Source organism: Fibrobacter sp. UWB5 (genome assembly GCF_002210295.1).
In the GTDB taxonomy this organism is placed as follows: Bacteria; Fibrobacterota; Fibrobacteria; order Fibrobacterales; family Fibrobacteraceae; genus Fibrobacter.
On sequence record NZ_MWQH01000001.1, the window covers coordinates 1 to 12523 of the forward strand.

Sequence of the window (12523 nt, forward strand, 5' to 3'; positions counted from 1 at the left end):
ATGGCAAAAGAACATTTTGACAGAAGCAAGCCGCACTGCAACATCGGCACCATCGGCCACGTTGACCACGGCAAAACCACTCTGACCGCCGCAATCTGCACGACTCTCGCTGCACGCGGCCTCGCCGCCGCCAAGCGTTTCGACGAAATCGACAACGCTCCCGAAGAAAAGGCCCGCGGCATCACGATCAACACCTCCCACGTGGAATACACCACTGCAAACCGTCACTACGCTCACGTCGACTGCCCGGGGCACGCCGACTACGTCAAGAACATGGTGACCGGTGCTGCCCAGATGGACGGCGCCATCCTCGTCGTTGCAGCTACCGACGGCCCGATGCCGCAGACCCGTGAACACATCCTCCTCGCTCACCAGGTGGGCGTGCCGAAGATCGTCGTGTTCATGAACAAGGTCGACATGGTGGACGACGAAGAACTCCTCGACCTCGTGGAAATGGAAGTTCGCGACCTTCTGTCCAAGTACGAATTTGACGGCGACAACACCCCGATCATCCGCGGTTCCGCTCTCAAGGCCCTCGAAGGCGACCCCGCCTACCAGGACAAGATCATGGAACTCATGGACGCCTGCGACACCTACATCCCGCTTCCGGCCCGTGAAACCGAAAAGCCGTTCCTGATGCCGATCGAAGACGTGTTCACCATCACTGGTCGTGGCACCGTCGCTACCGGTCGTATCGAACGCGGCGTGGTTCACCTGAACGACAAGGTCGAACGCGTTGGTCTCGGCGAAACCGCCGAATACGTTGTTACCGGCGTTGAAATGTTCCGCAAGCTCCTCGACGACGCCCAGGCTGGCGACAACGTCGGTTTGCTCCTCCGCGGTGCAGAAAAGAAGGACATCAGCCGCGGCCAGGTGCTCGCTGCTCCGAAGTCCGTGACCCCGCACGCCGAATTCAAGGCAGAAATCTACGTCCTGACGAAGGACGAAGGTGGCCGCCACACTCCGTTCATGAACGGCTACCGTCCTCAGTTCTACTTCCGCACCACCGACGTGACTGGCACGATCCAGCTCCCGGAAGGTGTTGAAATGGTGACTCCGGGTGACACCGTGACCATTCACGTGAACCTGATCGCCCCGGTGGCAATGGAAAAGCAGCTCCGCTTCGCAATCCGCGAAGGTGGCCGTACCGTTGGCGCTGGCTCCGTAACCGAAATCATCAAGTAAGGAATTATCATGGCTGGTGAACGCATTCGTATTCGCTTGAAGAGCTTCGATCATCGTATGATCGACCGCTCCGCTCAAGACATCGTGAATACAGCTAAGAACACTGGGGCACGCATTGCCGGCCCCATCCCTCTTCCGACGAAGATCCAGAAGTATACGGTGATCCGCTCTCCGCATATCGACAAGACTTCCCGTGAACAGTTCGAATCCCGTACGCACAAGCGTCTTATCGACATCCTTGATGCTACGCCGCAGACTGTTGATTCCCTCATGAAACTTGACTTGCCGGCAGGCGTTGAAGTCGAAATTAAGGTTTAATAACAATGAACGGTATTCTCGCAAAGAAATTGGGAATGACCCAAGTGTTCACGGAACAGGGCGAACGCGTTCCTGTAACGGTTCTCGAAGCCGGTCCGTGCGTGGTCGTTTGCCATAAGACAGAAGAGAAGGACGGCTACACTGCTGTCCAGATCGGCTTTGGTCTCAAGAAAGAACAGCGTGCCAACAAGGCAGAAATCGGCCATTTCAAGAAGGCTGACGTTGCTGTTCGTGAACACCTCGCTGAATTCGATGTCGCTGATCTCGAAGCCTGGCCGGTTGGCAAGGAATTCGGTGCAGCTGACTTCGCCGATGTGAAGATGGTGAATGTCTCTGGCCTCTCCAAGGGTCACGGCTTCTCCGGTACCATCAAGCGCCATAACTTCCACAGCGGTCCTCGTTCTCACGGTACGCACAATATGCGCGAACCGGGTGGTACGTCCGCTCACTCTTATCCGGGCCGCGTTTTCCCGGGCAAGCGTATGGCCGGTCAGTTCGGTAACAAGAAAGTGACCGTGAAGCACCTCCAGGTCGTCAAGGTTGACGGCGACCGCAACCTGATCTTTGTCCGCGGCGCAGTTCCCGGTGCAAAGAACAGCATCATCGTGGTGAGGAAAGACTAATGGCTACAGCAAAGCTTTTCGCCGCTACTGGCGATTTCAAGAATGATATTCAGCTCCCGGCCATGTTCGATCAGGAAGTCAACAAGGTCTGCATGTACTTGCACATCAAGGCTATCCTGAACAACAACCGTCAGGGCACTGCCCAGACCAAGAACAAGTCCGCCGTTAGCGGTGGTGGTCAGAAGCCCTGGAAGCAGAAGGGTACCGGCCGCGCTCGTTCCGGTCAGAACACCTCTGCCGTGTGGGTTCGTGGTGCTAAGGCTCATGGTCCGAAGTCCCATGACTACTTTGAAAAGGTGAACAAGAAGGTCAAGAAGATCGCTTTCCGCTCTGCTCTCGCTGCTAAGGCTGCCGAAGGCAAGGTGCAGGTGTTCGAAGCTCTCGCTTTCAACGCCCCGAAGACTAAGGATCTCCTCGCCGTCCTCAACAAGGCCGGTCTCGAACAGCGCAACGCTCTCTTCCTCGTGAGCGAAGCTGACAAGAACCTTTACCTCTCTTCTAACAACATTCCTTGGTGCCGTTGCGCACGCGTTGCCGATGTCAACACTTACGACATCGTTCGCGCCAACAACGTCGTCATCTCCCAGGCAGCTCTCGCCGAACTGGAAGGAGGCCGCTAATGAGTGAACTTCACGAAATTCTCGTTGCACCGCACATTACCGAAGCTACCGCCCGTTTGATGGCTGCTGTGCGTAATGACGTGCACAAGTATGTATTCAAGGTTGCCAAGACCGCAACGAAGACCGAGATCAAGGACGCTATCGAAAAGCGTTTCGGCGTCAAGGTTGATTCCGTCAATACCCTTATCAACCGCGGCAAGATGAAGCGCGTTCGTATGGGCATGGTCGCCGGCAAGAAGTCCAACTGGAAGAAGGCCTACATCACGCTTAAGGCCGGGCAAAAGATTGCCGAGTTCGAAGGAGTATAATCATGGGTCTGAAGTCTTATCGCCCGCTTACCCCGACGCTGCGCTACAAGCAGATTGGTGACCGCAAGGAAATCACTGCGGAAAAGCCGTACAAGCCGCTCACCGAAGGCATCAAGCGTAGCTCCGGCCGTAACAACGCCGGTGAAATCACCTCCCGCCGTCGCGGTGGTGGTCACAAGAAACTGTATCGTATCATCGATTTCAAGCGTCAGTTTGCTGGCATCCCCTGCACTGTTGAAACGATCGAATACGATCCGAACCGTTCCGCTCGTATCGCTCTGGTCAAGTACCTGAACGGCAAGCGCTGCTACATCATCGCTCCGGCTGACGTCAAGGTTGGTGATGTGCTGAATTCTGGCGAAGGTGCCGAATTCCGCGTCGGTAACGCTATTCCGCTCCGCGATATTCCGCTGAACACCATTATCCACAACATCGAAATGAAACCGGGCAAGGGCGCTCAGATCGCTCGTTCCGCAGGTGCAGGTGCAGAACTCGTCGCTAAAGACGGCAAGCTCTGCCAGGTCAAGCTCCCGAGTGGCGAAGTTCGCTACATTCCGGAAGATTGCCTCGCCGTCGTGGGTCAGGTTTCCAATATCGATCACATGAATGAATCCTCGGGTTCTGCAGGCCGCTCTCGCTGGCTCGGCATTCGCCCGTCCGTCCGTGGTGTCGTTATGAACCCGGTCGATCACCCCCTTGGTGGTGGTGAAGGTCGTACCTCTGGTGGTCGTCATCCGTGCTCTCCTTGGGGTAAGAACTCTAAGGGTGCCAAAACTCGTAACAATAAGCGTACCGATAGGTTTATCGTACGTCGTCGTCAGAAGAGGGCCTAATTCATGTCCAGATCCCTTAAGAAAGGTGCTTTCGTGGATTCCCACGTTTTGAGCAAAGCCCAGGCGATGGCCGGTTCCGACAAGAAACAGGCTATCAAGACCTGGTCCCGTCGTTCCACCATCATTCCTGATATGGTCGGACTTACGTTCTCCGTCTATAACGGCAAGCAGTTCATCCCCGTCTACGTGACCGAAAACATGGTCGGCCACAAGCTGGGTGAATTCTCCATGACCCGCACTTTCCGCGGTCACCGTAAGACTGAAACCGCTGCTGGAGGAAAGAAATAATGCAAGCTGTTGCTAAAGTGAAAAACGTCCGTTACGGCGTTCGCAAGCTCCGTCGCGTTGTCGACCTGGTTCGCGGCAAGTCCGTTGCAGAAGCATTCGCAATGCTTTCTATTCTCCACACGCAGACCAAGGGTGCTCCGCTGGTCGAAAATGCTCTGAAGTCCGCTGTTGCTAACTTCAAGCAGAAGGCCGCTGGTGCCGTTGCCGCCGAAGAACTGGTCGTCAAGACCATCACTGCCGACGGTGGTACCATCATGAAGCGTATCCACCCGCGTTCCCAGGGCCGTGCTTTCCGTATCGAAAAGCCGCTCTCTCACATCACAGTCGTTGTGGCCAACAAGGAGTAATTAAAATGGGTCAGAAAACTCATCCGAATGGTCTTCGTCTTGGCGTTATCCGCGGCTGGGAATCCAAGTGGTATGCCGAAGACAAGTTTGCCGATCTTCTTTATGAAGACATCGTGCTCCGTCGCTACTTGATGAAGCGTTTTGAACATGCCTCCCTTTCCAAGGTCGGCATCGAACGCACCGTCAAGAAGGTGAACGTGAACCTCTTTACCGCCCGTCCGGGTATCGTGATTGGCCGTAAGGGCGAAGAATTGGAAAAGCTCAAGGGCGAACTCCAGTTCCTCACCGGTAAAGAAATCTATATTAACGTCCAGGAAATCAAGCGCCCGGAAACGGATGCCAAGCTGGTTGCCGAAAACATCGCTCGTCAGCTCGAAAAGCGTATTTCCTTCCGTCGTGCCATGAAGCGCGCTATCCAGTCCGCTATGCGCATGGGCGTTGAAGGTATCAAGGTGCAGTGCGGTGGCCGCCTCGGTGGTGCCGAAATTGCCCGCGTCGAAAAGTATGCCGAAGGCCGCGTGCCTCTGCACACTCTCCGCGCAGACATCGATTACGCGACTGCCATTGCTAAGACCGTTTATGGTTCCATCGGTATCAAGGTGTGGATCATGCACGGCGAAAAGATTGGCAAGGACGTCATGAACGATAACAAGAGAGAGAAGTAATTATGCTGAGTCCTAAAAGAACATTACATCGTAAGCAGATGAAAGGCCGCATGAAGGGCATTGCCTCCCGCGGCAACTCCATCGCCTTCGGCGAATTCGGCATTCAGGCTCTTGAAAAGTGCTGGCTGACTGCTCGTCAGATTGAAGCCGCTCGTATCGCCATGACCCGTAAGATCAAGCGCGGTGGCCGCGTTTGGATCCGCGTCTTCCCCGATAAGCCGATCACCCGTCACCCTGCTGAAGCCCGTATGGGTAAGGGTAAGGGCGCCGTCGAATTCTGGGCAGCCGTTATCCTCCCGGGTCGCATCATTTTCGAAATGGGTGGTGTCGAACGTGAACTGGCCATGGAAGCTCTCCATGTCGCAGCACAGAAGCTCCCCCTCAAGTGCAAAATCATCGAAGAATCGGAGATCTAATGAAAGCACGTGAATTAAAGGAACTGGGCGTTGACCAGCTCAAGGAAAAACTGGCTCAGTTGAATCTCGATTTGTTCAATTACCGTATGGCTGCTAAGCTCGGTAACTTGGAAAAACCCTCTTCGATCCGCAATACCCGTAAGGATATCGCTAGGGTCAAGACCATCCTCACCGAAAAGGCCAAGGCATAAGCCGGGCAGGAGCAGGAAATGGATAGAAACCTTCGTAAGGTAAGACAGGGTGTCGTCAGCTCTGACAAGATGGACAAAACCATCACCGTCGTAGTTGAAAACCGTAAGCGTCACCCGGTGTACAACAAGATCATGACCACCACCAAGAAGCTCAAGGCTCACGATGAAAACAACGAAGCCGGTGAAGGTGACTTGGTTGAAATCATGGAAACTCGTCCGCTCTCTGCGACGAAGCGCTGGCGCCTCGTTCGCGTTGTAGCTAAGAAGAAATAATCGTTTTGGAGTAAGGCGAATATGATTCAAGAAGAAACCAGACTCGTCGTGGCCGATAACAGTGGAGCCAAGGAAGTCGCCTGCATCCGCGTTTTGGGTGGCACCAACCGTCGCTATGCCAGCATCGGTGATGTCATCAAGGTTGCCGTCAAAGACGCAATCCCCCAGAGCAAGGTGAAGAAGGGTTCCGTAGCTGACGCCGTCGTCGTGCGCACTCGCAAAGAAATTGCCCGTCCGGATGGCACGTTCATCCGTTTCTCGGACAACGCCGTGGTTCTCATCAACAAGGATGGCGAACCTCGTGGAACCCGTATTTTTGGACCGGTGGCTCGTGAGCTCCGCGACAAGAAATACATGAAGATCATCTCCCTCGCACCTGAGGTTCTCTAATGGCAAACATCAAGAAGAATGATAACGTCAAGGTGATTTCCGGTGCCAACAAGGGCAAGACCGGCACCGTGATTAGTGTCAAGGGCGGTAAGGTGACCGTTTCGGGCGTGAATGTCCGCAAGCGTCATGAAAAGCCGTCTCAGACCAATCAGACTGGTGGCATCATTGAAAAGGAACTGCCGATCGACATTTCCAACGTGATGCTCCTCGAAGGCAACACTCCTGTCCGTACCCGTATCGTGCGCGAAGCCGGCAAGAAGGCTTCCCGCGTGAGCGTCAAGTCCGGCAAGGCTATCTAGAGGTAACACATGAACCAGATGAAGCAATTTTATCTCGAAAAAGTAGTTCCGGCCTTGCAGCAGAAGTTTGCTTACAAGAACGTGATGGAAATTCCCCGCCTCCAGAAGATCGTGCTCAACATGGGTGTCGGCGCTGCCGCCTCTAACCGCAAGATCCTGGATGAAGCCGTTGATACCCTGACCGCTATTACCGGTCAGAAGGCCGTCGTCACCAACGCCAAGAAGGCTATCGCTCAGTTCCATCTGCGCGAAGGCATCGGCATCGGTGCTAAGGTCACCCTGCACGGCGAAAACATGTGGGACTTCCTCTTCCGTTTCATCAACATCGACCTCCCGCGTGTCCGTGACTTCCGTGGTCTCGCACGTCGTGGCTTTGATGGCATGGGTAACTTTACCCTCGGCATCAAGGAACAGACGATCTTTGTTGAAATCGACATTGACAAGATTTCTCGTACCTTCGGTATGGACATCTCCTTCGTGACGACCGCTAAGACGGACGAAGAAGGCCGCGCCCTGCTCGAAGAACTTGGACTCCCCTTCAGGAAGTAAGGTAATACCATGGCAAGCACAAGAATGATTGAAAAATGCAAGCGCACCCCGAAGTATACCGTTCGTGGGTACAACCGCTGCAAGCGTTGCGGTAGGCCGCACGCCTTTATGCGCCGCTTTGGCCTTTGCCGTATTTGCTTCCGCGAAATGGCACTCGCCGGCGAAATCCCCGGTATCACAAAGTCGTCTTGGTAAGGAGAGTATACTCATGGCAATGACAGATCCTATCGCCGATATGCTCACCCGTATCCGCAATGCCGCTTCGGCAAAGCTCCCCGTGGTGGACATTCCTGCCAGCAACTTGAAGCGTGAAATCGCTCGCGTGTTGCAGGAAAAAGGTTTCATTAAAAAGTTCGTCGTCGTCGATGACGGTAAGCAGGGCATCCTCAAGGTCCTCCTCCGTTACACGAAGGGCGAATCCGCTATCCAGGGCATCCAGCGCATTTCTTCGCCGGGTCTCCGTCACTACGTTGACGCCGCAAAGCTTCCGCGCGTTCGCAATGGCCTTGGCTATGCTATCATCTCCACATCTAAAGGCGTGATGACCGACCACGAAGCCCGCAAGGAAAACGTGGGTGGTGAAGTCATCGCAAAGGTATGGTAAAGATGTCCCGTATCGGTAAAGCTATTATCAATATCCCGGCCGGCGTGAAAGTCGCCGTCAATGGTCAGAACATCAAGGTTGAAGGTCCTCTCGGCAAGCTCGAGACCGACGTTCATGAACTGATTGCAATCAAGCTCGAAGGCAACCAGCTTTCCTTCTCTCGTCCTGACGATCAGAAGTTCACCCGTGCCATCCATGGCACCACTCGCGCTCTCGTTGCCAACATGGTCGAAGGCGTGACCAAGGGTTTCCAGAAGACGCTCGAAATCGTCGGCGTTGGTTACCGTGTGGAACAGAAGGGCAAGGACCTCAACTTGGTTCTCGGCTTCTCTCACCCGGTTATCTTCAAGGCCCCGGAAGGCGTTGAACTCAAGGCTGTTGACCCGCTGAAGATCTCCATCAAGGGCATCGATAAGCAGAAGGTCGGCCAAGCTGCGGCAGAAATCCGCAAGTACCGCAAGCCTGAACCGTATAAGGGCAAGGGCATCAAGTACGAAGGCGAAATTGTCCGTCGTAAGCAAGGTAAGAAGACAGGTAAATAAGGGTAAACTATGACTGCAATTGCTAAGAAAAGAATCCAGTCCAGAATCGCACGCCACGAACGCGTACGCAAGTCTGTTGTCGGAACTGCAGAATGCCCTCGTTTGGCTGTTCGCCGTTCCTTGTCCCACATGGTAGCCCAGATTATCGACGACGAAAACAACAAGTCTCTCGTCCAGCTCACCACCACTGCCAAGGAATTCCAGGCTAAGTTTGGTGAAATGACGAAGTCGGAACAGAGCAAGCAGCTCGGTATCCAGATTGCTGAAGTCGCTAAGTCCAAGGGCATTGAATCCGTGGTCTTTGACCGCGGCGGTTACATCTATCACGGTCGCGTTCAGGCTCTCGCTGAGGGAGCTCGTGAAGGCGGACTCAAATTCTAGTGAGGTACACTTTGGAACGCGAAGCTCAAGTTTCTGAATTTGAAGACAAGGTTGTACACATCAACCGTTGCGCTAAGACCGTCAAGGGCGGTCGCCGTATGTCCTTCTCCGCTCTCGTTGTCGTTGGCAACAAGAACGGCAAGGTCGGTGTTGGTCTCGGTAAGGCTAAGGAAGTTTCCGAAGCTATCCGTAAGGGTACCGAAGCCGCCCAGCGTAACATCGTTGAAGTGCAGCTCCTCGACGGCACCATTCCCCACGACATCGAAGTCAAGAGCGGCGCAACCCGCATCCTCTTGATGCCGGCTGCTCCGGGTACTGGTGTTATCGCCGGTGCCGCTGCCCGTGCCGTTCTCGAACTGGCCGGTGTGCGCAACATCCTCACCAAGATTCACGGTTCTTCCAACCCGAGCACTGTCGTGAGCGCCTGCCTCGAAGGTCTCTTGGCCCAGAAGAACAAACAGGACTGCGCTGCCCTCCGCGGCGCCAATGCCTAAGGAGTAATACACGATGAAGAAAGTTCGTATTACTTTGATTAAGGGTACTGTCCGCCGTCTCCCGATGCACCGCGCTAACGTGGCTGCTCTCGGCCTCCGCAAGATCGGACAGTCTGTTGAACACGTTTTGACCCCCAGCATCCAGGGCATGATCAATGCCGTGGCTGACATGGTGAAGGTCGAGGAGATCTAAGATGGAACTCAATACTCTCAATCCTGGCAAGGCTGCCAAGGGCAAGAGCCGCAAGCGCATTGGTCGCGGTCCGGGTTCCGGTTGGGGCACCACCGCTGGCCGTGGCCAGAAGGGTGCTGGCGCTCGTAAGAGTGCACAGGCCGGTCGCGTCGCCTTCGAAGGCGGCCAGATGCCGATCCACCGTCGCATCCCGAAGCGTGGCTTCAAGTCTCACTTCGCCAAGGACACGCAGATCGTTAACCTCAAGAAGCTCGCTTCTTGCAGCGTGACGGACTTCGACGCCCAGGCAATGTTTGACCAGGGTTTCATCAAGAACATCGAACTGCCTATCAAGGTCCTCGCTTTTGGTACCATCGACAAGGCAATCAATGTAAAGGTTAACGCCATCAGCGAAAAGGCTAAGGCCATGATCGAAGCTGCTGGCGGCAAAGTCGAGATCGTCTAATGGAAGCTCTCAAGAAAGCCCTTGATGCGTTCGCTAATGCGTTCAAGATTGAAGACCTGCGTAAAAAGCTCCTTTTTACGCTCGGTGTCTTGATTATCTATCGCCTTGGCGCACACATCACTATCCCCGGAGTGAATTCTGCCGTTCTGGCGGAGTTCTTCCGTAACTCGAATAATTTGTTCGGTCTGTATGACTCCTTCACGGGCGGTGCCTTCGCTAAGGCTACCATCTTTGCCCTGGGTATCATGCCGTACATCAGTGCGAGCATTATCATCCAGTTGATGGGTTCCGTGATTCCCGCTATCCAGATGCTTCAGAAGGAAGGTCAGGAAGGGCGTGCTAGGCTGAACCAATATACCCGTTACTTTACGGTAGCTCTCGCTGCCTTGCAGGGATGGGGCATTTCTGTGTGGCTTTCGTCCCTTAAGGTGACAACCGCTACCGGTGCCGGAGTGTCTGTCTTGGCTGATGACTTCTCCTCTGGTGCCGGAAACATCGGTTTCCGTTTACTAGCTACCCTGACCTTCACCGCCGGTACGATCTTCGTGATGTACCTGGGCGAGCAGATTACCTCGCACGGTGTGGGTAACGGTATTTCTCTTATCATCTTCGCCGGTATCGTCGGCGGCCTTCCGCGGGCTGCCCTTGCAGAAATTGAAATGTTTAAGGAAGATATCCAGCCTCTCGCCATCGAGATCTTTATTCTCGCTGTCGTGATCCTGATTATCGGCTTTATCGTATTCGTCGAGCAAGCGAACCGTCGCATTCCACTCCAAAGTCCTCGCAGGACTGTAGGTTCCAAGGTCGTGGGCGGCCAGTCCAGCTATCTGCCTTTCAAGGTGAATACCGCTGGCGTGATCCCCGTGATCTTTGCAAGCTGCATCATGTTCATTCCGGCCATGATCGCTTCCTGGTTCCCGAACGTTTCTGCGATGCAGTCCTTTGCGGCTGCGTTCATCCCGGGTCACATTACCTATAGTGTGATCTTCGCTCTCCTGATTATATTCTTCACCTACTTCTACACGGCAATCCAGTACAACCCTAACGACATTGCCGAAAACCTCAAGAGAAGTGGTGGATTTATTCCGGGAATCCGTCCGGGTAACGAAACTGCAAAGTACATAGACCACGTTCTCACGAGAATTTCTTTGCCTGGATCGCTTTTCCTCGCTTTAATCAGTGTTGGTCCGCTCCATCTCAAAGACGCACTCAATATGAGTTTCTATATTGGGGGCACCTCGGTACTTATCGTGGTCGGTGTGGCGCTGGATACGCTCCGTCAACTCGAAGCCCAGTTGCATACCAAGAATTATGAAGGTTTCCTCAAGCATGGCCGCATTCGCGGCAGGATGGCGTCTTAGTGGCTAAAGAAGAAGGAATACAAGTAGAAGGTGTTGTGTTGGAAGCCCTTCCCAACGCTTTCTTCCGTGTCCAACTCGGAAATGGCCACGAGATTCTCGCTCATGTTTCAGGAAAAATGCGTCGGCATTTCATTCGAATTTTGCCGGACGACAAAGTGTTGGTAGAGATTTCTCCCTACGATCTCAATCGTGGACGAATCACATACCGTTACAAGTAATAGGTATTTTCAAAGAAAGGTCAAACCTATGAAAATCAAAGCCTCCATCAAACCCAGATGTGAAAACTGCAAGATCATCCGCCGTAAGGGTGTATTGCGCATCATCTGTTCGAAGAACCCCCGTCACAAGCAGAAGCAGGGATAAGGAGATCGTATGGCACGTATCGCTGGTGTCGATTTACCGAAAAACAAGACTGTTGAATACGGTCTGACGGCAATCTATGGTGTCGGTCTGTTCACCGCTAATAAGGTCTGTGCTCAGCTGGGCATCGACAAGAACAAGAAGTGTGACGACCTGACTGAAGAAGAACAAGGTAAGATTCGTCATCTCCTCGAAGACGAATACTCTGTGGAAGGTCAGCTCCGCGCAGAAATCACCTTGAACATTAAGCGTCTGCAGGATATTGGCTGCTATCGCGGCATCCGCCACCGCAAGGGTCTCCCTGTTCGCGGTCAGCGCTCCCGTACCAATGCCCGCACTCGTAAGGGCCCCAAGAAGACTGTGGCTAACAAGAAGAAGTAAGGAGATTCATCGTGGCTGAAGAAGAAATTAAGGAAACTGCTGCCGCTGCCGAAGCTCCGGTCGCTGCTGCTACAGAAGAAAAGGTCAAGAAGGGCAAGAAGCGTATTGACGTTCAGGGTATCGCCTGCGTGTTCGCTTCCTTCAACAATACAATCGTTTCTATCACCGATGCTCGCGGCAACGTGGTCGCTTGGGGCTCTCCGGGTAACTCCGGTTTCAAGGGCTCTCGCAAGAGCACTCCGTTTGCTGCCCAGCTCGCCGCTGAAGTCGCTGCCCACAAGGCTTTCGACCTCGGTATGCGCAAGGTAGATGTCCGCGTCAAGGGCGCAGGTGGCGGTCGTGAATCCGCTGTCCGTGCTATCAAGAATGCGGGCCTCGAAGTTCTCTCTATTCGAGACGTGACGGGCGTTCCGCACAATGGTTGCCGTCCTAAAAAGAAGAGAAGAGTCTAATTAAA

At 54.0% G+C, this 12523-nt stretch carries 27 protein-coding genes; all 27 read left to right on the forward strand.

Annotated elements, in window-relative coordinates; genetic code table 11:
* Genes tuf through rpsK form a run of 27 tightly spaced genes read left to right on the forward strand, consistent with a single transcriptional unit; the run spans position 1 to position 12518 of the window.
* Positions 1-1185, forward strand: coding sequence for an elongation factor Tu (gene tuf / locus B7989_RS00005; protein WP_072981006.1), 1185 nt, complete (start codon positions 1-3; stop codon positions 1183-1185).
* 9 nt (positions 1186-1194) lie between these two features.
* Positions 1195-1503 (forward strand): 30S ribosomal protein S10, encoded by a 309-nt coding sequence (gene rpsJ, locus B7989_RS00010; RefSeq protein ID WP_088626645.1) that lies wholly within the window; start codon positions 1195-1197, stop codon positions 1501-1503.
* A 5-nt stretch (positions 1504-1508) separates the two neighbouring features.
* Positions 1509-2126: a 50S ribosomal protein L3 gene (gene rplC, locus B7989_RS00015; protein ID WP_072980618.1), complete on the forward strand. Its 618-nt coding sequence runs from the start codon at positions 1509-1511 to the stop codon at positions 2124-2126.
* The gene (gene rplD / locus B7989_RS00020) at positions 2126-2746 is read left to right on the forward strand and encodes a 50S ribosomal protein L4 (protein ID WP_073057022.1); all 621 of its coding nucleotides are present in this window, start codon (positions 2126-2128) and stop codon (positions 2744-2746) included. Before rplC ends, rplD begins: the two co-directional genes overlap by 1 nt.
* Positions 2746-3054, forward strand: coding sequence for a 50S ribosomal protein L23 (gene rplW / locus B7989_RS00025; RefSeq protein WP_073322853.1), 309 nt, complete (start codon positions 2746-2748; stop codon positions 3052-3054). The genes rplD and rplW overlap by 1 nt, the downstream gene beginning before the upstream one ends.
* A gap of 2 nt (positions 3055-3056) precedes the next feature.
* Positions 3057-3887 carry a 50S ribosomal protein L2 gene (gene rplB, locus B7989_RS00030; protein ID WP_073322855.1) on the forward strand — a complete coding sequence of 277 codons (831 nt, stop codon included), beginning with the start codon at positions 3057-3059 and terminating at the stop codon, positions 3885-3887.
* A gap of 3 nt (positions 3888-3890) precedes the next feature.
* Positions 3891-4175, forward strand: coding sequence for a 30S ribosomal protein S19 (gene rpsS / locus B7989_RS00035; protein ID WP_072980626.1), 285 nt, complete (start codon positions 3891-3893; stop codon positions 4173-4175).
* Entirely contained in the window at positions 4175-4522 is a 348-nt protein-coding gene (gene rplV, locus B7989_RS00040) for a 50S ribosomal protein L22 (RefSeq protein WP_072799941.1), read from the forward strand. The genes rpsS and rplV overlap by 1 nt, the downstream gene beginning before the upstream one ends.
* Positions 4523-4527: 5 nt before the next feature.
* On the forward strand, positions 4528-5187 hold the full coding sequence (gene rpsC / locus B7989_RS00045; RefSeq protein ID WP_072799942.1) for a 30S ribosomal protein S3: 660 nt from the start codon (positions 4528-4530) through the stop codon (positions 5185-5187).
* 2 nt (positions 5188-5189) lie between these two features.
* Positions 5190-5603, forward strand: coding sequence for a 50S ribosomal protein L16 (gene rplP / locus B7989_RS00050; RefSeq protein ID WP_072799943.1), 414 nt, complete (start codon positions 5190-5192; stop codon positions 5601-5603).
* Positions 5603-5794 carry a 50S ribosomal protein L29 gene (rpmC, locus tag B7989_RS00055; RefSeq protein WP_072799944.1) on the forward strand — a complete coding sequence of 64 codons (192 nt, stop codon included), beginning with the start codon at positions 5603-5605 and terminating at the stop codon, positions 5792-5794. Before rplP ends, rpmC begins: the two co-directional genes overlap by 1 nt.
* 18 nt (positions 5795-5812) lie before the next feature.
* A complete protein-coding gene (gene rpsQ / locus B7989_RS00060) occupies positions 5813-6067 on the forward strand; it encodes a 30S ribosomal protein S17 (RefSeq protein ID WP_088626646.1) in 255 nt (84 codons plus the stop codon).
* A gap of 21 nt (positions 6068-6088) precedes the next feature.
* A complete protein-coding gene (gene rplN, locus B7989_RS00065; RefSeq protein WP_072799946.1) occupies positions 6089-6457 on the forward strand; it encodes a 50S ribosomal protein L14 in 369 nt (122 codons plus the stop codon).
* Positions 6457-6756: a 50S ribosomal protein L24 gene (gene rplX / locus B7989_RS00070; RefSeq protein ID WP_072799947.1), complete on the forward strand. Its 300-nt coding sequence runs from the start codon at positions 6457-6459 to the stop codon at positions 6754-6756. Before rplN ends, rplX begins: the two co-directional genes overlap by 1 nt.
* 9 nt (positions 6757-6765) lie before the next feature.
* On the forward strand, positions 6766-7305 hold the full coding sequence (gene rplE, locus B7989_RS00075; protein ID WP_088626647.1) for a 50S ribosomal protein L5: 540 nt from the start codon (positions 6766-6768) through the stop codon (positions 7303-7305).
* A gap of 9 nt (positions 7306-7314) precedes the next feature.
* Positions 7315-7500, forward strand: coding sequence for a type Z 30S ribosomal protein S14 (locus B7989_RS00080; protein ID WP_072799949.1), 186 nt, complete (start codon positions 7315-7317; stop codon positions 7498-7500).
* Between the two features lie 13 nt (positions 7501-7513).
* On the forward strand, positions 7514-7909 hold the full coding sequence (rpsH, locus tag B7989_RS00085) for a 30S ribosomal protein S8 (RefSeq protein WP_073057028.1): 396 nt from the start codon (positions 7514-7516) through the stop codon (positions 7907-7909).
* A gap of 2 nt (positions 7910-7911) precedes the next feature.
* The gene (rplF, locus tag B7989_RS00090) at positions 7912-8451 is read left to right on the forward strand and encodes a 50S ribosomal protein L6 (protein ID WP_072800078.1); all 540 of its coding nucleotides are present in this window, start codon (positions 7912-7914) and stop codon (positions 8449-8451) included.
* Between the two features lie 9 nt (positions 8452-8460).
* On the forward strand, positions 8461-8832 hold the full coding sequence (gene rplR, locus B7989_RS00095) for a 50S ribosomal protein L18 (protein ID WP_072799951.1): 372 nt from the start codon (positions 8461-8463) through the stop codon (positions 8830-8832).
* An 11-nt stretch (positions 8833-8843) separates the two neighbouring features.
* Positions 8844-9326 carry a 30S ribosomal protein S5 gene (gene rpsE / locus B7989_RS00100; RefSeq protein ID WP_072799952.1) on the forward strand — a complete coding sequence of 161 codons (483 nt, stop codon included), beginning with the start codon at positions 8844-8846 and terminating at the stop codon, positions 9324-9326.
* A gap of 13 nt (positions 9327-9339) precedes the next feature.
* Positions 9340-9519 carry a 50S ribosomal protein L30 gene (gene rpmD / locus B7989_RS00105; protein WP_072799953.1) on the forward strand — a complete coding sequence of 60 codons (180 nt, stop codon included), beginning with the start codon at positions 9340-9342 and terminating at the stop codon, positions 9517-9519.
* A gap of 1 nt (position 9520) precedes the next feature.
* Positions 9521-9964, forward strand: coding sequence for a 50S ribosomal protein L15 (gene rplO, locus B7989_RS00110; protein ID WP_072799954.1), 444 nt, complete (start codon positions 9521-9523; stop codon positions 9962-9964).
* Positions 9964-11325 (forward strand): preprotein translocase subunit SecY, encoded by a 1362-nt coding sequence (gene secY / locus B7989_RS00115; RefSeq protein WP_088626648.1) that lies wholly within the window; start codon positions 9964-9966, stop codon positions 11323-11325. Before rplO ends, secY begins: the two co-directional genes overlap by 1 nt.
* Positions 11325-11543 (forward strand): translation initiation factor IF-1, encoded by a 219-nt coding sequence (gene infA, locus B7989_RS00120; protein ID WP_014546098.1) that lies wholly within the window; start codon positions 11325-11327, stop codon positions 11541-11543. The genes secY and infA overlap by 1 nt, the downstream gene beginning before the upstream one ends.
* Positions 11544-11571: 28 nt before the next feature.
* Positions 11572-11688, forward strand: coding sequence for a 50S ribosomal protein L36 (gene rpmJ / locus B7989_RS00125; RefSeq protein ID WP_014546097.1), 117 nt, complete (start codon positions 11572-11574; stop codon positions 11686-11688).
* Between the two features lie 9 nt (positions 11689-11697).
* Entirely contained in the window at positions 11698-12066 is a 369-nt protein-coding gene (gene rpsM, locus B7989_RS00130; RefSeq protein WP_072799956.1) for a 30S ribosomal protein S13, read from the forward strand.
* A gap of 11 nt (positions 12067-12077) precedes the next feature.
* The gene (rpsK, locus tag B7989_RS00135) at positions 12078-12518 is read left to right on the forward strand and encodes a 30S ribosomal protein S11 (RefSeq protein ID WP_083532333.1); all 441 of its coding nucleotides are present in this window, start codon (positions 12078-12080) and stop codon (positions 12516-12518) included.
* Positions 12519-12523: the final 5 nt, after the last annotated feature.